This is a genomic window from Saccharopolyspora sp. ASAGF58 (genome assembly GCF_012277335.1).
GTDB lineage: Bacteria > Actinomycetota > Actinomycetes > Mycobacteriales > Pseudonocardiaceae > Saccharopolyspora > Saccharopolyspora hattusasensis.
On the sequence record NZ_CP040605.1, the window covers coordinates 1,676,031 to 1,693,105 of the forward strand.

Consider the following 17,075-nt stretch of genomic DNA (forward strand, 5'->3'; position numbering starts at 1 on the left):
ATACCGGCCCGCGCAACGGCACGATGGTGAAGAACACGTTGCTGCGGTCGCTGCGGGAAGTGGTCGCCGAGTGGGCAAAGTTGAACGCGCCCTCGCGCCCCGCGGCCCCGCGCCCCCGCGCCCCGCGGCCCCGCGCCCCGCGCCCCCGCGCCCTCGCGGCCTTGCGGCCCCGCGCCCCCGCGCCCTCGCGGCCTTGCGTCCTCGCGGCCTTGCAAAGAAAAGAACCCTCGAAGGACTCCATCGCCACGTAGGTACCGGCGGGCCCTTCGCCTGGTCAAACGCGGCGGTGAACAGCGTCGCCGGGCGGCCGACGAGCACGGCCTCCCGGTGGGACGCGGGAGGCCGTGGCGGTCAGCGTTCCAGGCTGGTCAGGGCGGTGTTCACCATCGCCCTGATGCCCACGAACAGCGCTCGCTCGTCCAGCGCGAACGTCGGCTGGTGCAGGTCCTTGACCCGACCGACCCCGGAGTGCACGCCCAGCCGGGCGAACGAGCCCGGCACGTGCTCCAGGTACCAGCCGAAGTCCTCGCCGCCGGACGACTGCGGCGTGCTGGCCAGGGCGTCTTCGCCGAGCCCCGCCGCGATCCCGGCCCGGAACACCTCGGTGCTCTCCGCTTCGTTGACCACCGGCGGCACCCCGCGCCGATGCTGCAGGTCGAACCCGACGCCGAGGGGTGCCAGCAGGCTGTGCACGAGTTCGTGCACCAGCGGCTCCAGCTTCGCCCAGGTGTCGCGGTCGCCCGTCCGCAGCGTTCCGGTGAGCACGCCGTCCTGCGGGATGGCGTTCGGCGCCTCCCCCGCGTGCACCGCGCCCCAGGTCAGGACGGTCCCGGTGCGCGGATCGACCCGGCGCGACAGCAACGTCGGCAGGCCCGTGATGACGGTGCCCAGCCCGTGCACCAGGTCCGCGGTCAGGTGCGGGCGCGAGGTGTGCCCGCCGGGCGAGGTCAGCCGGAGTTCCAGCAAGTCGCTCGCCGACGTGATGGCCCCGACCCGTGTTCCGACCTGGCCCACCAGCAGCCGCGGGTCGCAGTGCAACCCGAAGATCCGGTCCACTCCGTCGAGTGCGCCGGCGGCCAGCACGTCGAGGGCGCCGCCGGGCATCACTTCTTCGGCTGGCTGGAAGATCACCCGCACCCGGCCGGGCAGGTTCGGCGCGACGGCCAGCGCCAGCGCGGCACCGAGCACGACCGTCGTGTGCGCGTCGTGCCCGCAGGCGTGCGCAACACCGTCCACTGTGGATGCGTACGGCAGTCCGATGGCTTCGGTCAGCGGCAGCGCGTCGATGTCGGCCCGCAGCGCCACAGTGCGCTGACCGGGCCTGGTCTCGCCGCCGATGTCGCAGACCAGGCCGGTTCCCACCGGGAGGATCCGGGGGCGCAGGCCGGCCCGGGTGAGCCGCTCCGCGAGGAACGCGGTGGTCTCGTGCTCGGCGCGGGAAAGCTCCGGATAGGAGTGGATGTGCCGTCGCCAGGCCACCACACGGTGCGCGTTCTCGTCCAGCCAGGCATCCAGCCAGGACGGTCCACGACCAGCACCGAGGTCGTCCACGGCGGATTCCACCCTGGACATGGTGCTGCTGATGGGCGCACTCGGCCCGTCCACACCCGCCGCGACGAGGGTGCCCCGGGCGACGGCGGAGCGCTCCGCCGCATCCCAATCCACCTCTTCCACCGCAGAACCACCGTTCCGGGACTGGCCCGGCTCCGGGCCACGAGAATCCACCACGGTCACGCCACGCCTCCCGACGCGCAGAACTCTTCCGACTAACTCCGACCGGACCGGTCGCGCACGGCCGCCAGCAGGCGATCTCGTTGCGCGCCGTCCAATGCGGCGGCCACCGCGGTCCAGGCCATCGCCACTGCCCCGTCGAGCACCGCTCGATCCGCGGCCGGGGTCGCGCAGGCTGCGGCGAATTCCGCCTGGTGGTTGACCGCGTCGCCGCAGTCCACCGCGATCATCGGATGGATCGCGGGCAAGGCCTGGGTCACGTTGCCCATGTCGGTGCTGCCGATTACCCGGCCCTGCTCTTCGCCCCGGTCGAGCGGTTCGCGCCCGAGCTCGGTGATCGCGCGGCGGTACGCCTCCGACAGCCATCCATCGGGGCTCAGCTCCGCGTAGACCGGGGAGATCTGCACGACTTCGTGCTCACATCCGGTCGCCGTCGCACCCGCCTCGAAGCAGGCCCGAATGCGGTTCTCCAGGCGCTGCAGGGAGCGCGCTTCGGCAGCACGCAGGTTGTAAACCGCCGCAGTGTGCGCGGGAACGATGTTCGGTGCCGCGCCACCTGCTGTAACGATACCGTGCACCATCTGCCTCGGCTCCAGGTGCTGCCGCAACAGGCCGATGGCGACCTGCGCGACCGTCAGCGCGTCGGCCGCGTTGCGGCCGAGTTCCGGGGCCGCCGCGGCGTGCGCCTCGCGCCCGGTGTATCGGACCTCCAGGTCGGTGATGGCCAGCGCGGCCGGGCGGCAGACCTCTTCCGGACCCGGGTGCACCATCATCGCCAGGGCGACGTCGTCGAAGACGCCGCGTTCCAGCATCAGCACCTTGCCGCCGCCGGTCTCCTCCGCCGGGGTCCCGATCAGCCGCACCGTGACGCCCAGGTCATCGGCGATCTCTGCCAGCGCGAGCGCGGCTCCGACTCCGGCGGCGGCGATGACGTTGTGCCCGCAGGCGTGCCCGACCTCGGGCAGCGCGTCGTACTCAGCGCAGATGCCGACGACCAGCTCGCCGCTGCCCGCCTCGGCGACGAGTGCGGTGTCCAGGCCGGCGACCGGGGTTCGGACGGTGAAGCCGTGCCGGGCGAGCAGGTCGGCGACCTTGGCGGCGCTGCGGTGTTCGGCGAACGCGAGCTCGGGCTCGGCGTGGATGCTGCGGGAGAGCTCGACCAGCTCCGCTTCGTGGCGCTGCACCGAGGCGCGGCAGTGGGCGTGCGCTGCGGCGGAACGTTCGGCATCGGGGCGCGGGAGCGGGGTGGTTCTCATTTGCGCCCATCCTGCATCATCCGGATCCGGGGCGCGGGCTCGATGCGCGGCCGGGAGCCCACCGGTACCCACACTGCGACGAACGGGTGGCGCCGATTCGGCAGTACCGAAGAATTCGAGTCCCGGCGATATTTACATATTGTTAATCGAATGCGCCGGCAACAACCCGGGCCGGCTGCCGAGGCGGGTCCCGCGGTCTGGGCAGTGTCCGAGGTCACGCCGAGCGACCGTACTCGCGCGATCTCCAGGAAAGGTGTGGGCCGGCACCGGTCGGGGGGCTTCCCGGTGCCGGCCCACGTCGGTGGGGGGCTAGATACCCCTTGGCTGGTGCACTGGAGCCGCCGTTACCCCTGGCGGGGCCGGGTCCGCGCACGCGGCCAGTTGTGAAAATCCCACAGGTTCGGCGCTAGGTCTAGTCCATGGCGAGAATTGGCACGATAATCCCGCAAAGAACCGACCACCCCGCCGGTTTTTATCGCCTTCTGCTACTTCTTCCACTTGACGAAGAAGACAGACTTCTTCCTCAGCTTGCGGGATAACAGCACGAGCGCGATCAACACGACGCCGGTGACGCCGATGGCGAGGCGCTGCCGCTCGTCGGTCGGCGGCTGGGCGGATGGAGCGGGCGGCGGGCCCGGTTCCTGGGCGAGCACGACCACCGGCGCTTCGGTGGGCGCGGCTCCGCCCTCCGCCAACGCGGGCGGTGCGAACAAGAGGAACAACGTGATCGCAAGGCCAGCGAGCACGCGGCCGGTCCGCCACATTATGGCTCCACACCCTTCTAACGCCGCGTCCGTTGACCACACAGTCAGGCGGTCACCCATGCAGGTCTATTTGATCATATTCGAGTCCGAGAGTGACCAGTCCCGCGCGAATTGTGCCGGATTGGCGCAGCGCGACACGCCTGCGTACCACCCGGGTCAGCGAACCCGCCGCTCCCGCTCGATGCGGTCGCCGAGCTCGTCCACCACCAGGGTTTCCCGGTCGATGCTGTCTGCGCGGTACGCCGCCCGGCCGACGAGCTGCGCCAGCACCGGCGCGGTGAGCATCTGGAACAGGCCGACAAGGATCAGCCCCGAGGCGTAGATGAAGTCGAGCTGCACCGCGGTGCCGATCAGGATCAGGATCAGCCCGAGGGTCTGCGGCTTGGTCGCCGCCTGCAGCCGGGCCGTCACGTCCGGGAAGCTCAACACCCCGATCGCGCCGAACAGGCAGGACAGCGCGCCGCCGATCAGGCACACCGCGGAGAACACGTCCAACCAGCTCATCGGTACGGCTCCTTCTTCTCGATCAACCGCGCCGCGCTGACCGAACCGATGAAGGCCAGCAGCGCGAAGGCGGCTAGCAACGCGATGTTCGAGCCGTCGCCCAGCCAGCCCATACCGACGCAGGTCCCCGCGACGGTCAGCGTGACGAACACGTCGACCGCCACGATCCGGTCCAGGGTGGTGCGGCCGAGCAGCAACCGGACGACCACCAGCAGGCCGGCCACGCATAGCAGGCCGACGGTGATCGCGAAGACCCAGGCCATGCTCACCCCTCCTGTCCGCTAACCAGCGCCAGCTCGTTCGCCGAGCCGACCGCCTGCACCACCCGCCGCTCCAGCGCCAGCACGTCGCGCCGCACCGATTCGACGTCCTCGACCCGCATGCCGAGCGCGTAGACGTAGCAGATCCGGTTGACCCGGTCGATCTGCAGGACGAACTGGCCGGGCGCCAGCGAAACCGCGTTGGCGACCATCGCGGTGATGTGGTCGGAGTCGGTCCGCAGCGTCACCGCGACGATGCCCGACTTCGCGTTCGGCCCGTGGCGCAGCGCCTGCCACGACACTCGCGCCGTGGAGCTCACCAGGTCCCAAGCCAGGTAGCCGACCAGTTGCAACAGCCGCAGCGGCCGCACCTTGATGTTGGTGCTGATCGGCGGCAGCGGGAACACGGTGGACACCAGCAGCGCCACCACCAGGCCGAAGAACAGCGTGCCGAGGTCGAAGGTGCCCCACAGCATCACCCAGACCAGGGTCAGCCAGGCCACCAGCGGTAGCCGTTGCACCAGCCGCCGCCGGCGGCCGATCGCCTGCTCACTCACTGGCGACACCTCCCAGCACCGCCGTCCGATAGGTCTCGCCGTGCATCAGGTCGGTCGCCGCCCGCCCGCTGACGTCGGCCAGCGGACCCGCCACCACGGCGATCACCACGCTCGCCGCCACCAGCACCCCGCTCGCGACGACCATCGGCCGGTTCGACGTGGCAGTGCCGACGACAAGCTCGTCGGTGGGATCGGGGTCCGGCTCCGGCGCCTTGACCTGGCCCCAGAACGCCCGGGTCCACACCCGCGCCATCGCGTACAGGGTGAGCAGGCTGGTCAGCACTGCCCCGCCGGTCACCGCGTAGGCCGTCCAGGTGCCCGCGCCGGCACCGGCCTGCAGCAGCGCCAGCTTGGCGACGAAGCCGGAGAACGGCGGTACCCCGGCCAGGCTCAGCGCAGGCAGCGCGAACAACACCGCGATCAGCGGCGCGGCCTTCGCCAGCCCACCCATCCGGGTCAGCGCCACGGTGCCGGTGTGCCGCGTGATCAAACCGCTGACCAGGAACAACGTGGCCTGCACGGTGATGTGGTGCACCACGTAGAGGATCACGCCGGTCAGCCCCACCACGTCGTATACGCCGAGCCCGAACAGCATGTACCCGATGTGGCTGACCAGCAGGAACGACAGCAGCCTGTTGAGGTCGTTCTGCGCCAGCGCACCCAGCGCGCCGACGATCATGGTGATCAGCGCGATGCCCAGCATCAGGTTCCAGCTCTCGGAATGGCTGAAGACCAGCGTCTGGGTGCGGATCAGCGCGTAGATGCCGACCTTGGTCAGCAGTCCGGCGAAGACCGCGGTGACCGGCGCGGGCGCGGTCGGGTAGCTGTCCGGCAGCCAGAAGTGCAGCGGCACCATCGCCGCCTTCACCCCGAAGACGATAACCACCAGCAGCGCGAGCGCGACCTGCAGCCCGTCCGGCAGTTGCCGCACCTTCTCGCCCAGGTCGGCCAGGTTGACCGTGCCCGTGGACGCGTACACCAGCGCGATCATCGTGATGAACAGCAGCGACGAGGCCAGGCTGACGATCGTGTAGGTCATGCCCGCCCGGATCCGGGTGGCCGTGGTGCGCCGGGTGATCAGCACGTACGACGAACTCAGCATGATCTCGAACGCGACGAACAGGTTGAACAGGTCGCCGGTGAGGTACGCCAGCGACACGCCCGCGCACAGCATCAGGTACATCGGGTGGAACGTGGTGCTGGAGCGCTGGCGACCGTAGTCGGTGATGCGCTGGCCGATCGAGTAGATCAGCACCGCGAAGGTCACCACCGACGAAACGACCAGCAGCAGCGCCGAAAGCCGGTCGGCGACGAGGGTGATGCCGAACGGCGCGGGCCACGCGCCCATCTGCAGCACCACCGGGCCGTAGCGGTCCGCGACGTAGAGCAGTACGGCCGCGTCGACGATGATCCCGCCGAGCACCAGGAGCCCGAGTGCGCGCTGCAGGTCGGCGAACCGACCCAGCGCCAACGACAGTCCAGCAGCGGCCAACGGCAACAACACGGGCAAGGCCACCAGGACTGTCACTGCGTGGCCTCCTTCGCCAGTTCTTCGGTGCTGTCGTCCTCGGACTCGGCGAGGCGGCGCTCCATCCGCTGGATGCGCCGGTCCTCCACGTCGTCGCGGACCTCGTCGTGGCCGAGCAGCGTCCACGACCGGTACGCCAGCGCCAGCAGGAAGGTGGTCAGCGCGAAGGTGATCACGATCGCGGTGAGCGCCATGGCCTGCGGCAGCGGGTCGGCCATCTCGTTCGGCGGGGTGGTGCCGATCATCGCGGCGCCGGCGGGCGGACCGCCGGCGGTCTGCAGCAGCAGGTTGGAGCCGTGGCCGAGGATCACGATGCCCAGCAGGATCCGCATCAGCGAGCGCTGCATCAGCAGATAGAAGCCGACCGAGTACAGCACGGCGAGCACGACCGCCATCGTCAGGTTGACCGTCATCGCTGCCCCCTGGCCGCCGCTTCGACGTCGGCTTCGATGCCCGAGCCCAGGGTGCGCAGCAGGTCCAGCACGACGCCGACGATCAGCAGGTAGACCCCGCTGTCAAGCAACACGCTGGAGACGAACTTGATCTCACCGAGCAGCGGCACGGTGAACTTGTAGATCGCGGTCTCCAGGATCTGCCCGCCGAAGAACAGCGGCAGGAACGCGGAGCCGGTCGCGATGGTCAGGCCGAGGCCGATGAGCACCGGCGGGCGCATCGAGACGACGGCGCTGTCGTCCATCCGGCCGCCGGCCAGGTACCGCAGCACGAACGCCTGCCCGGCGACCAGGCCGCCGCTGAATCCGCCGCCGGCCCGGTCGTGCCCGGCGAACAGCAGGTAGATCGACAGCACCAGCACCGTCGGGAACACGATCCGGGAGGCCAGCTCCAGCAGCACGGTGCGCTGCGTCCCTTCGCGGGGGAAGCCGGACAGCAGCCAGCGTTCGCTCGGGGCGTCCCAGCTCGTCCAGGCGGGTTTGGGCTTCGTCGGTGATGTCATTCGCGCACCTCCTCCTGCTGCTGCTGCTCGGCAAGGGCCGGGATCTTGACCCGCGTCGCCGGTGCCACGCGGGTGCTGCGTTTCCGCCGTTCGTGCCGGGACGCCAGGATCAGGCTGGCGACGCCGGTCGCCGCGACGGCGAGCACCGAGATCTCGCCGACGGTGTCGAAGGCGCGGAAGTCGACGATGATCGCGTTAACCACGTTGGTCGCGCCGGCGCCCTTCTCGGCGTTGGCGATGAACTCGGCGCTGGCCTCCGACGGCGCCTGCCGGGCCGCGCCGAAGACGACCGCGGCCAGCGAGATGAACACTCCGGCCGCGCCGGCAATGATCGCCTTGGGCACCCGCAGCGCCCGCGTGGTCCGCGTTTCGGACTGGGTGAAGCGAACCGGCAGCCGGCGCAGCACGAACACGAACGCCACCAGCGTCAACGTCTCGACCAGGAACTGCGCCAGCGCGAGGTCCGGGCCACCGTCCACGATGAACAGCCCACCGATGCCGTAGCCGACGACGCCGACCAGCAGCACCCCGGTCAACCGGCGGCGCGAGCGCAGCACCGCGATCGCCGCCACGACCACCACGATCCCCAACGGGATCTGCAGGAGGTTGTCGTAGAGGCGCAGGTCCGCCGGCACGCTGGCACGCATCAACAGCGCCGAGCCGGGGATCGCCAGCACGGTCAGCAGGATGATGCCGAGGTAGGTCGGCAGCGAACCGACCTGCAGGCGACCGGTGACCCCGACCGCGATCCGCTCCAGCAGAGCCATGATCCGCTCGTACCCGCGCTGCGCGTCCAGCAGGCGCGGCAGGTCGTTGCGCAGCGCGGTCAGGCGCACCCGCCCCAGGTGCAGCACGACACCGCCGGTGACCGCGATCGCCGACAGCAGCAGCGGCAGCGTCAATCCGTGCCAAAGTCCCAGGTGGTAAGGGTTGTCGCCGGGCGGGAAGGCGCTGGCGTAAGCGCTCGCGAGGCGGTCGGCGATCGGGAACCCGATGCCCAGGACAACGCCTGCGAGCGCGGGCAACCCGGCGGGCACCAGGGCTTCGAAGCCGGCCGGCTTCGCTTCGGTCGGCGCGATGTCCCGCTTCGCCGCGAAGGCGCCCCACAGCAGCCGGAGGCTGTAGGCGACGGTCAGCATCGAGCCGACCACCAGCACCACGTCCACCAGCAGTTCCGGCTGGGAGCCACCGAGGAAAGCGCTGAACGCCGCTTCCTTGCCGACGAAACCGAGCATCGGCGGCAGCCCGGCCATCGACGCCGCGCCCAGGGTCGCGATCCCCGCCAGCCACGGCATCCGGCGGCCCAGCCCGGACAGCTCCCGGATGTCGCGGGTGCCCGCCTGGTGGTCGATGATGCCGACGACCAGGAACAACGTGGCCTTGAACAGGCCGTGCGCCAACAACATCGTGGTCCCGGCGACCGCCGCCGTGTAGGTACCGGTACCGAGCAGCACCATCAGGAAGCCGAGCTGGCTGACCGTGCCGTAGGCGAGCAGCTTCTTCAGGTCGTACTCGTGCAGCGCCCGCCAGCCGCCCAGCAGCATGGTGGCCAGGCCGAACACCACGGTCGGCAACCACCACTGCGGCATGCCGGCGAACACCGGCCCCAGCCGGGCCACCAGGAACACACCGGCCTTGACCATCGATGCGGCGTGCAGGTACGCGCTGATGGGCGTCGGCGCCACCATCGCGGCGGGCAGCCAGTTGTGGAACGGCAGCTGCGCGGACTTGGTGAACGCGCCGACCAGGATCAGCACCGCGGCCACCGCGACCGAGGTGCCGCCGGGCGGCTTCGCGATCAGCTCGGAGATCCGGTAGGTGCCCGCGGACTCGCCGAGCACCACGAAACCGAGCAGCATCACCAGCCCGCCCAGGCTGGTGATCATTAGCGCCTGCAGCGCCGACCGCCGCGACTCGCGGCTGATCCCGGCCTGCCCGACCAGCAGGAACGAGCAGATCGTGGTCAGTTCCCAGAAGACGTAGACGGTGATCAGGTCGTCGGCGAAGACCAGCCCGAGCATCGCGCCCGCGAAGGCCAGCAGCAGCGGCGCGGAACGCCTCGCGGCACCGCCGCCGCGGCTGAAGTACGAGTCGGAGTAGATCAGCACCAGCGCGCCGATGCCGGCCACCAACACGGTCATCAGCAGCGCGAGCGGGTCCAGCCGGAAGCTGAACTCAAGTCCGATCAGCGGCGCCCACGCGACCGTCTCGGTGATCACCTGCTCGGCCAGCACCGGTTGCGCCTGCGCCAGCACCCACACCAGCGCCGCCGCCGGCGGGACGGCCGCGGTCAGGAACGCGGCACGGGTGCTGCGCCGGGCGAGAAACGGGAGCGCGAGAGCCACCAGCAGGTGCACGATGACGAACGCGAGCAAAGGCACCTCCTCGACGCCGATTGGTCGTGGTCACCCGGACCCGCCGACACCCGGCCACCGGGATTGTTTGCCAACGCCACCGCAGACGCACCGCGACGAATGATGTCGGCGGCGTGCAAACGCTGCGAATATCGGCTTGAGGAAGGCTCGGGCCACCGATGCACAGCGAGGTCCGATCGGAGCCCAACTTATCCGAAACGCCCCAGTCCGAGCCAATCCGCCACCGGCGGCGTATTGGCCGCTCGGAGGCCTTTTTTCGTTGCGACGAAATGACCTTGGCGACATCCGGGGAGGCGTCCCCGCGACCGTCGGCGTGGGATTGTTCACTTTTCGTAACGCCGATACCGCCACGCTAGGTGATCGTCTCGGGGTGTCGGGTAATCGTCCCAGCTGAGCAACGATCCTTGCCGGTTCCGCCTCGCCCATCCTGCCGACCATGGAAAATATGGCCGTGCCCACGGATAGCTACGAGCCCGACACCCTGGCCGGCGCCGGCCGGCTGATCGCGGACCGGTACCGCTTGGACAGCAAGCTCGGCGGCGGTGCGATGGGCACCGTGTGGTCCGGCACGGACGAGCTGCTGCGCCGCCAAGTGGCGATCAAGGAGGTCAAGCTCCCGCCGGGGATGCCGGACGAGGAGGCCGCTGAGCTGCGCGAGCGGGCGCTCCGGGAAGCCCGCGCCATCGCCGTCCTGTCGCACCCCAACGTCGTGACGCTCTACGACGTCGCCCGCGAGGACGGCGAACCGTTCGTCGTCATGGAGCTGGTGCCGTCGCAGAGCCTCGCCGCGATCCTCGGTAAGCACGGCGCGCTCGACGACCACCAGCTGGCGATGATCGCCGACGGCGTCGCCTCCGGGCTGGAAGCCGCGCACCGGGCGGGCATCGTGCACCGCGACGTCAAACCCGGCAACGTGCTGATCGGCGACGACGGCCGGATCAAGGTCAGCGACTTCGGGATCTCCCGCAACATCGCCGAGCACACCATCACCAGCACCGGCATCCTGCTCGGGACCCCGGCGTTCATCGCGCCGGAGGTCGCCGCGGGCGAGGCCGTCACCGCCGCCGCCGACCTCTGGGGGTTTGGCGCGACGATGTTCGCCGCGGCCGAGGGGCACACGCCCTACGACGTGCAGGACGATCCGCTGGCCACCGTGACCGAGGTGGTGCGTGGTCCCGTGCCGGTCGTCACCCGGCCAGGCCCGATCGGCGACATCGTCCGGGGCCTGATGGTCAAGGACCCGACGCAGCGAATGCCGTTGACCGAAGCGCGCCGCCGGATCCAGCACCTGCTGCCCGAGCCCGGGAACCGCCCGTTCGCGATGCTGCTGGACCCGGATGCGCCGACGGTGAAGGTGCGGCAGCTGGTGTCGTCGTCGCCTCCGCCGATGCAGCAGCCCTCGATCGGACCTGGCTCGGTGCCGCTGGCCCAGGATCCCGGCCTGCCGCCGTTCGCGTTGAAGGATCCGCCGCCGCAGGCGCGCCGCAGGTCGCCGTGGGCGGTGCTCGCGCTCGGCGTCGTCGCGGTCGTGCTCTTCGCCGCCGCACTGGCCGGGGGTTTCGCCGCGACCCGGCTGGCCGCGGGCGCGTCGGTGCTGCCGGATTCGGCGCCGCCGCTGGTCAAGCCCGGTCAGTTGTACCTGATCACGCACCACGACATCGCGAAACACACGGCCGCCCCGAACGCCGAGGAGTTCAGCATCAAGGCCCCGGGCGATCCGGGCTGGCGGCTGTTCCACAGCGAGCGCAACGACTTCGCCAACAGCGCGGTGGTGTCGTTCGTGTCCCCGGACGGCACCACGGAGATCGCCGTGCAGCGCTACGGCGGTTTCTTCCGCTCCGGCAAGGAGATGTCGGACTACGAGGCAGCGCTGCAGAACTCCGCCTCGGGCCCGTCGGGAGTCGCCGTGGAGTCCGCCGTTCCCACCGGCCAAGACCAGCAGCGCCTGAGGTACCGGACGACCGAGAAGTCGCTGATCGGCTCTCCCACCGAGGGGCGGCAGCTCGGCACCACCGCGGAGTTGATCCGCCACGGCAACGACCTCTGGATCGTGCGGGTCACGGTACCGAGCCGCCAGGCGCGGACCAGCGAACCGATCCTCAACCAGATCCAGCCGACCCTGCACATCGGTCCATGAGGATGTTCCCGCAGCCCATCTGCCGTGAGCTGCGGGAATGTCCTCATCGGACGTCCAGGCCACCGAACACGATCCGCAGGGTCCTCGCGAGTTCGCCGTGCCCTGCGTGTTCGTGCTCCGGGTGCGGGACGGCCAGATCGTCGAATCCCGCGACTACGTGGACCACTTCGCCTTCGCCGAGGCCAGCGGCATGCTCGACTCGCTCCCCGCGGGCTGAAACGCCGCCGAGCGGCTCGGCACGGACTAAGCTGCGCGCCCGTGACGCCTACGACGACTTCTGACCCGTCCGCCGCCGCTAGCGCGGCCGCCGCCAAGCTCGCCGAGATCACCGGCATCGACCGTCACGACATCGTCGTGGTGCTCGGTTCCGGTTGGCAGCCTGCCGCCGAGGAGATCGGCCGGCCGGCCACCGAGCTGAGCATGTCCGACCTGCCGGGCTTCGCCGCGCCTGGCGCGATCGGGCACAGCGGCAAGATCTGGTCCGTGCCGGTAGGCAACAAGCGGGTGCTGGTCACGCTCGGGCGGACGCACCTTTACGAGGGCAAGGGCATCGAGCCGGTGGTGCACGGCGTGCGGACCGCGGTCGCCGCCGGGTGCCGGACCGTGGTGCTCACCAACGCCGCCGGCGGGCTGCGCGAGGGCATGCAGGTCGGTCAGCCGGTGCTGATCAGCGACCACGTCAACATGACCGCCCGGTCGCCGCTGGTCGGCGCGAACTTCGTGGACCTCACCGACCTTTACTCGCCGCGGCTGCGGGAACTGGCCCGCGGCATCGACTCCTCGCTGGAGGAGGGCGTCTACGCCGGGCTGCCCGGCCCGCACTTCGAGACGCCGGCGGAGATCCGGATGCTGCGCGGGCTCGGCGTCGACCTGGTGGGTATGTCCACGGTGCTGGAGGCCATCGCGGCCCGCGCCGAAGGCGCCGAGGTGTTCGGGCTATCGCTGGTGACGAACCTGGCTGCCGGGCTGTCCGGGCAACCGTTGAACCACCAGGAAGTCCTGGACGCGGGCCAGGCTTCGGCCAGCCGGATGGGCAAGCTCCTGCGCTCCCTGCTGGAAGCCGCGTAGGGGCAGCTTTCCGGGATCGTCCCGGGTGGCGGTACCTCAGACGCCGTCCGGACTCCGGATCACCGATTCGTGCATGACCAATACGCGGATTCAAGGACCGAAACCGGCTTACGAGCCGGCACCGCAGCGCCCAGAATCACTGACGGAACCATTCATGATGCAACGGAGCTCTGGAGGCGGCGTGACGCTGGATGCGCAGGTGCGCGAGGCCGCTCGGCGCTGGATCGCCGACGACATCGACGCGCGAACGCAGGCCGAGTTGCAGCAGTTGCTCGACGCCGACGCCCCGCAGCTCGCGGACCGGATGTCCGGCATGCCTCAGTTCGGCACCGCAGGCCTGCGCGCGGCGGTGCGCGCGGGTGCGAACGGCATGAACCGCGCCGTGGTCGTGCGCACGACTGCGGGCCTGGCGGCCTGGTTGACCAAGCACGGTCACGCCGGCGGTGTCGTGGTGGTCGGTCGCGACGCGCGGCACGGCTCGGAGGACTTCGCCGCTGACGCCGCGGGTGTGCTGGCCGCCGCCGGTTTCGACGTGCGGATGCTGCCCGAACCGCTGCCGACGCCGGTGCTGGCCTACGCCGCCCGCGCGCTGCACGCGGTCGCGGGCATCCAGATCACCGCATCGCACAATCCGCCGCACGACAACGGCTACAAGCTGTACTTGCAGGGCGGCATTCACCTGGTGAGCCCGACCGACACCGAGATCGAGGCGGCGATCGCCGCGACTCCGGCGGCGAACGCGGTGCCGCGCGAGGAAAGCTGGTCGATCTGCGGGTCCGCACTCGACGACTACCTGGCACGGGTGTCGACGCTGCCGCGCGGCAACGCCCGCAGGCTCCGGATCGTGGCGACCGCATTGCACGGCGTCGGCGCGCAGACGCTGCTGCAGGCATTGCATCGCGTGGGATTCGACGACGTGCGCCTCGTTGCGTCCCAAGCGAAACCGGACCCGGACTTCCCCACCGTCGGCTTCCCGAACCCGGAGGAACCGGGGGCGACCGACGCGCTGCTGGAACTGGCCGCCGAGGTCGGCGCGGACCTGGCGATCGCGCTGGACCCAGACGCCGACCGGTGCGCGCTCGGTGTCGAGGAGGACGGCGCCTGGCGGATGCTGCGCGGCGACGAAACCGGCGTCCTGCTCGCCCAGCAGATTCTGTCCACACTGGACTCCGACAGGGATCCAGACCCGTTGGTGGCGACCACGATCGTTTCGGCGACCATGCTGCGCTCGATCGCCGCCGAGTTCGGCGTCCGCTACGACGAGACGCTGACCGGGTTCAAGTGGTTGGTGCGGGCCGGTGACGGCGCCGGAACCGGACTGGTCTACGCCTACGAGGAAGCGCTCGGGCATTGCGTCGATCCGGACGCGGTGCGTGACAAGGACGGCATCTCCACCGCCGTCCTGGCAAGCGACCTGGCCGCCACTGCGAAAGCATCCGGGCGCAGCGTTCCGGAGCTGCTCGATGCGCTTTCCGCGAAGCACGGTGTGCACCAGACCGGCCAGGTTTCGGTGCGGGTCACGGATCTGAGCGCAATTCCGCGAATCATGCAGCGGCTCCGCGAACAGCCGCCGACCAAGCTCGCGGAGACCACTGTGGACGTGGACGACCTGTTGCCAGGAACCGATGCCCTGGTGATCACCGGGACGGGTGGGCTGCGCGTCGTCATCCGCCCGTCCGGGACCGAACCCAAGCTCAAGTGCTACCTGCAGGTAGTCGAGCACGTCGGCGAACTCCCGCTGGCGGCGGCGAAACAGCGGGCCGCGGACCGGCTGGACGCGCTGAAGCAGGCGGTTTCCGATCTGGTGCGGGGGGACTGACGATGCCGAGACTGCTGATCGTGCACCACACGCCGTCGCCGGGCATGCAGGCGATGTTCGAGAAGGTCGTCGCGGGAGCCACGACCGACGAGATCGAGGACGTCGAAGTGGTGCGGCGAGCGGCGTTGAGCGCCACCGCCAGCGATGTCCTCGAAGCCGACGGCTACCTGCTGGGCACCCCGGCGAACCTCGGCTACATCAGCGGCGCGCTCAAGCACTTCTTCGACACGATCTACTACCCGTGCCTGGATTCGACGATCGGTCGGCCGTACGGCTGCTACGTGCACGGCAACGAGGGCGTGGAGGGCGCACTGCGAGCGATCCGGTCGATCACGAAGGGTCTGTCGTGGCAGCAGGTGGCGGAACCGGTCACGGTGCTCGGCCAGCCGGACAAGGATGCGCTGGAGGCCTGCTGGGAACTCGGCGCCACCGTCGCGGCCGGGCTGATGCCCTGAACAGCCGCGACGACGTTTCCGCACTCACATCGACCGCGCAACGGCGCCCCGTCCGGAGCTGGCGGGCGGCGATTTCGCGCGAAATCGCCACCCCCCACGCGTGCCGGGCGGCGATTTCGCGCGAAATCGCCGTGTTCCGCGACCAACCCCAGTTGATCTTGGTCCGCCCGGTCGGAGTAACCTGATCGTGTCGTCGGGGCGCGCCCCTTGACGGCAGTGGGGCGCCCCGGGCAAAGCCCGCCTTCCCTCATCAACGTGCGATGTTCGGGGCGCCCCGCACCTCGCTCATCGTAATCGACCGACCGGTCCGAGCAGCTCAGCAGGTCGATCGAGGAGAACTGCGCAGGACTCCGGCAGCATTTGTCCAGCCGCAGGGGTTACCCTGCGACAGTGAGTGAGGAAGCGATCCGACTCGAACTCGACGACTCCGGCGTCTCCGTGGATCTCCCACAGCCCCCCGGTCCGAACGATCAGGTTCAGGGCGTTCCCTACCGACCTGTCGAGTTCCGTGACGACGACCTGCCGGCCGCCCTGGAGCGGTCCGCCCAATGGCTTCGCGAAGCCCAGAACTGGCTGGGTGAACCCATCGATGTCATCGCAGTCCACCTGGACTACGACGATCGCGAAGGCGTCCCCTACTACGACCTCAAGTTGCTCTGCAACGAAGAGGATCTAGCAGGAGCACCGATCGCCCTGCGGAGATTGCAGAGCGGCGCCGTCGGCTGAGACCTGCGGCACGTACCGGCGTGGTCGGCCGACCACGGCGAGCAGTGCCGGAAACCAACGGACCTCGGCCGCAGAACCGAACGAATTGATCGCGATGGCCCGCCCGGCCCCCGGGCGGGCCATCGCCGTTCAGAGCTCAGCACCGGGACCCCGGGCCACATCACCGCGCCAACAACGCGCGGCGGGAAACCACAGTTTCAACTGAAGCTGTGCGGCCATCGCCCGCAGCCGCCACCCTCAGCGGCGAATCACATTGCGCGCCACGGATTCGCGCACCGACGGGAAAGTTCAGACCTTGGGCTTGGCCCAGCGCTCCAACTGGTCCGCCACTGCGGGGAGTTCTCGCTGGTCGCGGCCGACCTCGCGGACCAGCACCAGGGCCGTCTCGTCGTCGGCTTCCACCCACCAGCCGTTCACGTCGCACATCGCCACCGCGGCCACCCAGCCCAGCCGCCAGTTGCCCTCGGCCAGCGGCCGGGTGCGCACGATCGAATCCAGCAGCGCGGCCGACTTCAGCCACAGCGTCTCGTAGGCGGGTACGCCGAGAACCTCCGCGCGCGGGCGGTACGCCGCCGCGTCTAGCAGTCCGCTGTCCCGCACCAGCAGATCGCCGTCGGCCACAGCCGTCGCGAGCAGGAGCAGGTCGGAAGTGTCGAGATATACGGTCACCGGTCAATAGTTGATCATGCAGGACCGAGCTTGTCCAACAAGCCCTGATATCGCGGCAGGACGCGTCGCATGACGTCGTCTAGCTGCTGCTCCTTCTGCTGCCGCGCCCAGCGCTCCGCTAGCGCGCTGCGCACGACCTCCTGCTTGGACCGTCCCTCGGCCGCCGCGAGCTCGGCGAGCCGCTGGTTCTCTTCCTCGGTGAGGCGCAGGGTCATGGCCATGCGGTAGATGGTATCGCGCTGATACCACTCGTCAAAGGCGATACTTTCGG

The 17,075-nt window shown here is 69.9% G+C and carries 18 protein-coding genes; 6 read left to right on the forward strand and 12 right to left on the reverse strand.

Annotation, left to right across the window (positions count from 1 at the left end):
- Nucleotides 1–351: 351 nt before the first annotated feature.
- From FDZ84_RS07645 to mbhE, 10 genes are all read right to left on the reverse strand, one after another.
- Nucleotides 352–1,605, reverse strand: coding sequence for an amidohydrolase (locus FDZ84_RS07645; protein WP_168589882.1), 1,254 nt, complete (start codon nucleotides 1,603–1,605; stop codon nucleotides 352–354).
- A gap of 161 nt (nucleotides 1,606–1,766) precedes the next feature.
- Nucleotides 1,767–2,987, reverse strand: coding sequence for a M20 family metallopeptidase (locus FDZ84_RS07650; protein ID WP_168585321.1), 1,221 nt, complete (start codon nucleotides 2,985–2,987; stop codon nucleotides 1,767–1,769).
- A 485-nt stretch (nucleotides 2,988–3,472) separates the two neighbouring features.
- Nucleotides 3,473–3,751 (reverse strand): hypothetical protein, encoded by a 279-nt coding sequence (locus FDZ84_RS07655; protein WP_168585322.1) that lies wholly within the window; start codon nucleotides 3,749–3,751, stop codon nucleotides 3,473–3,475.
- A gap of 156 nt (nucleotides 3,752–3,907) precedes the next feature.
- Entirely contained in the window at nucleotides 3,908–4,255 is a 348-nt protein-coding gene (gene mnhG / locus FDZ84_RS07660) for a monovalent cation/H(+) antiporter subunit G (protein WP_168585323.1), read from the reverse strand.
- The gene (locus FDZ84_RS07665) at nucleotides 4,252–4,518 is read right to left on the reverse strand and encodes a monovalent cation/H+ antiporter complex subunit F (protein WP_168585324.1); all 267 of its coding nucleotides are present in this window, start codon (nucleotides 4,516–4,518) and stop codon (nucleotides 4,252–4,254) included. Before FDZ84_RS07665 ends, mnhG begins: the two co-directional genes overlap by 4 nt.
- Nucleotides 4,519–4,520: 2 nt before the next feature.
- On the reverse strand, nucleotides 4,521–5,072 hold the full coding sequence (locus FDZ84_RS07670) for a Na+/H+ antiporter subunit E (protein WP_246868866.1): 552 nt from the start codon (nucleotides 5,070–5,072) through the stop codon (nucleotides 4,521–4,523).
- Nucleotides 5,065–6,600, reverse strand: a complete 1,536-nt coding sequence (locus FDZ84_RS07675; RefSeq protein WP_168585325.1) for a Na+/H+ antiporter subunit D — start codon at nucleotides 6,598–6,600, stop codon at nucleotides 5,065–5,067. The genes FDZ84_RS07670 and FDZ84_RS07675 overlap by 8 nt, the downstream gene beginning before the upstream one ends.
- The gene (locus FDZ84_RS07680; protein WP_168585326.1) at nucleotides 6,597–7,013 is read right to left on the reverse strand and encodes a Na(+)/H(+) antiporter subunit C; all 417 of its coding nucleotides are present in this window, start codon (nucleotides 7,011–7,013) and stop codon (nucleotides 6,597–6,599) included. Before FDZ84_RS07680 ends, FDZ84_RS07675 begins: the two co-directional genes overlap by 4 nt.
- Nucleotides 7,010–7,555 (reverse strand): MnhB domain-containing protein, encoded by a 546-nt coding sequence (locus FDZ84_RS07685; RefSeq protein ID WP_168585327.1) that lies wholly within the window; start codon nucleotides 7,553–7,555, stop codon nucleotides 7,010–7,012. The genes FDZ84_RS07680 and FDZ84_RS07685 overlap by 4 nt, the downstream gene beginning before the upstream one ends.
- A complete protein-coding gene (mbhE, locus tag FDZ84_RS07690) occupies nucleotides 7,552–9,930 on the reverse strand; it encodes a hydrogen gas-evolving membrane-bound hydrogenase subunit E (RefSeq protein ID WP_168585328.1) in 2,379 nt (792 codons plus the stop codon). The genes FDZ84_RS07685 and mbhE overlap by 4 nt, the downstream gene beginning before the upstream one ends.
- Nucleotides 9,931–10,375: 445 nt before the next feature.
- Here mbhE and FDZ84_RS07695 point away from each other — a divergent pair, with 445 nt between their 5' ends.
- From FDZ84_RS07695 to FDZ84_RS07720, 6 genes are all read left to right on the forward strand, one after another.
- Entirely contained in the window at nucleotides 10,376–12,067 is a 1,692-nt protein-coding gene (locus tag FDZ84_RS07695; RefSeq protein WP_168585329.1) for a serine/threonine-protein kinase, read from the forward strand.
- A gap of 37 nt (nucleotides 12,068–12,104) precedes the next feature.
- The gene (locus FDZ84_RS07700; protein WP_168584081.1) at nucleotides 12,105–12,284 is read left to right on the forward strand and encodes a hypothetical protein; all 180 of its coding nucleotides are present in this window, start codon (nucleotides 12,105–12,107) and stop codon (nucleotides 12,282–12,284) included.
- A 41-nt stretch (nucleotides 12,285–12,325) separates the two neighbouring features.
- Nucleotides 12,326–13,135, forward strand: coding sequence for a purine-nucleoside phosphorylase (locus FDZ84_RS07705; protein ID WP_168585330.1), 810 nt, complete (start codon nucleotides 12,326–12,328; stop codon nucleotides 13,133–13,135).
- Between the two features lie 154 nt (nucleotides 13,136–13,289).
- Nucleotides 13,290–14,954, forward strand: coding sequence for a phospho-sugar mutase (locus tag FDZ84_RS07710; RefSeq protein ID WP_246868867.1), 1,665 nt, complete (start codon nucleotides 13,290–13,292; stop codon nucleotides 14,952–14,954).
- A gap of 2 nt (nucleotides 14,955–14,956) precedes the next feature.
- Nucleotides 14,957–15,409 (forward strand): flavodoxin family protein, encoded by a 453-nt coding sequence (locus tag FDZ84_RS07715; protein ID WP_168585331.1) that lies wholly within the window; start codon nucleotides 14,957–14,959, stop codon nucleotides 15,407–15,409.
- Nucleotides 15,410–15,799: 390 nt separating this feature from the next.
- Nucleotides 15,800–16,135: a hypothetical protein gene (locus FDZ84_RS07720; protein WP_168585332.1), complete on the forward strand. Its 336-nt coding sequence runs from the start codon at nucleotides 15,800–15,802 to the stop codon at nucleotides 16,133–16,135.
- Nucleotides 16,136–16,423: 288 nt separating this feature from the next.
- On the opposite strand, the gene FDZ84_RS07725 is transcribed toward FDZ84_RS07720, so the two are convergent.
- A complete protein-coding gene (locus FDZ84_RS07725) occupies nucleotides 16,424–16,804 on the reverse strand; it encodes a type II toxin-antitoxin system death-on-curing family toxin (RefSeq protein ID WP_168585333.1) in 381 nt (126 codons plus the stop codon).
- Between the two features lie 14 nt (nucleotides 16,805–16,818).
- Complete coding sequence (locus FDZ84_RS07730; RefSeq protein ID WP_168585334.1) at nucleotides 16,819–17,025, reverse strand: type II toxin-antitoxin system VapB family antitoxin; 207 nt, start codon at nucleotides 17,023–17,025, stop codon at nucleotides 16,819–16,821.
- Nucleotides 17,026–17,075 lie beyond the last annotated feature (50 nt).

Bases quoted from the DNA above. Each gene is read 5' to 3' on its own strand.
- FDZ84_RS07650 (WP_168585321.1), bottom strand. From the start codon at position 2,987: ATGAGAACCACCCCGCTCCCGCGCCCCGATGCCGAACGTTCCGCCGCA.
- FDZ84_RS07655 (WP_168585322.1), bottom strand. From the start codon at position 3,751: ATGTGGCGGACCGGCCGCGTGCTCGCTGGCCTTGCGATCACGTTGTTC.
- mnhG (WP_168585323.1), bottom strand. From the start codon at position 4,255: ATGAGCTGGTTGGACGTGTTCTCCGCGGTGTGCCTGATCGGCGGCGCG.
- FDZ84_RS07665 (WP_168585324.1), bottom strand. From the start codon at position 4,518: ATGGCCTGGGTCTTCGCGATCACCGTCGGCCTGCTATGCGTGGCCGGC.
- FDZ84_RS07680 (WP_168585326.1), bottom strand. From the start codon at position 7,013: ATGACGGTCAACCTGACGATGGCGGTCGTGCTCGCCGTGCTGTACTCG.
- FDZ84_RS07685 (WP_168585327.1), bottom strand. From the start codon at position 7,555: ATGACATCACCGACGAAGCCCAAACCCGCCTGGACGAGCTGGGACGCC.
- FDZ84_RS07695 (WP_168585329.1), top strand. From the start codon at position 10,376: ATGGCCGTGCCCACGGATAGCTACGAGCCCGACACCCTGGCCGGCGCC.
- FDZ84_RS07700 (WP_168584081.1), top strand. From the start codon at position 12,105: ATGTCCTCATCGGACGTCCAGGCCACCGAACACGATCCGCAGGGTCCT.
- FDZ84_RS07710 (WP_246868867.1), top strand. From the start codon at position 13,290: ATGATGCAACGGAGCTCTGGAGGCGGCGTGACGCTGGATGCGCAGGTG.
- FDZ84_RS07715 (WP_168585331.1), top strand. From the start codon at position 14,957: ATGCCGAGACTGCTGATCGTGCACCACACGCCGTCGCCGGGCATGCAG.
- FDZ84_RS07730 (WP_168585334.1), bottom strand. From the start codon at position 17,025: ATGGCCATGACCCTGCGCCTCACCGAGGAAGAGAACCAGCGGCTCGCC.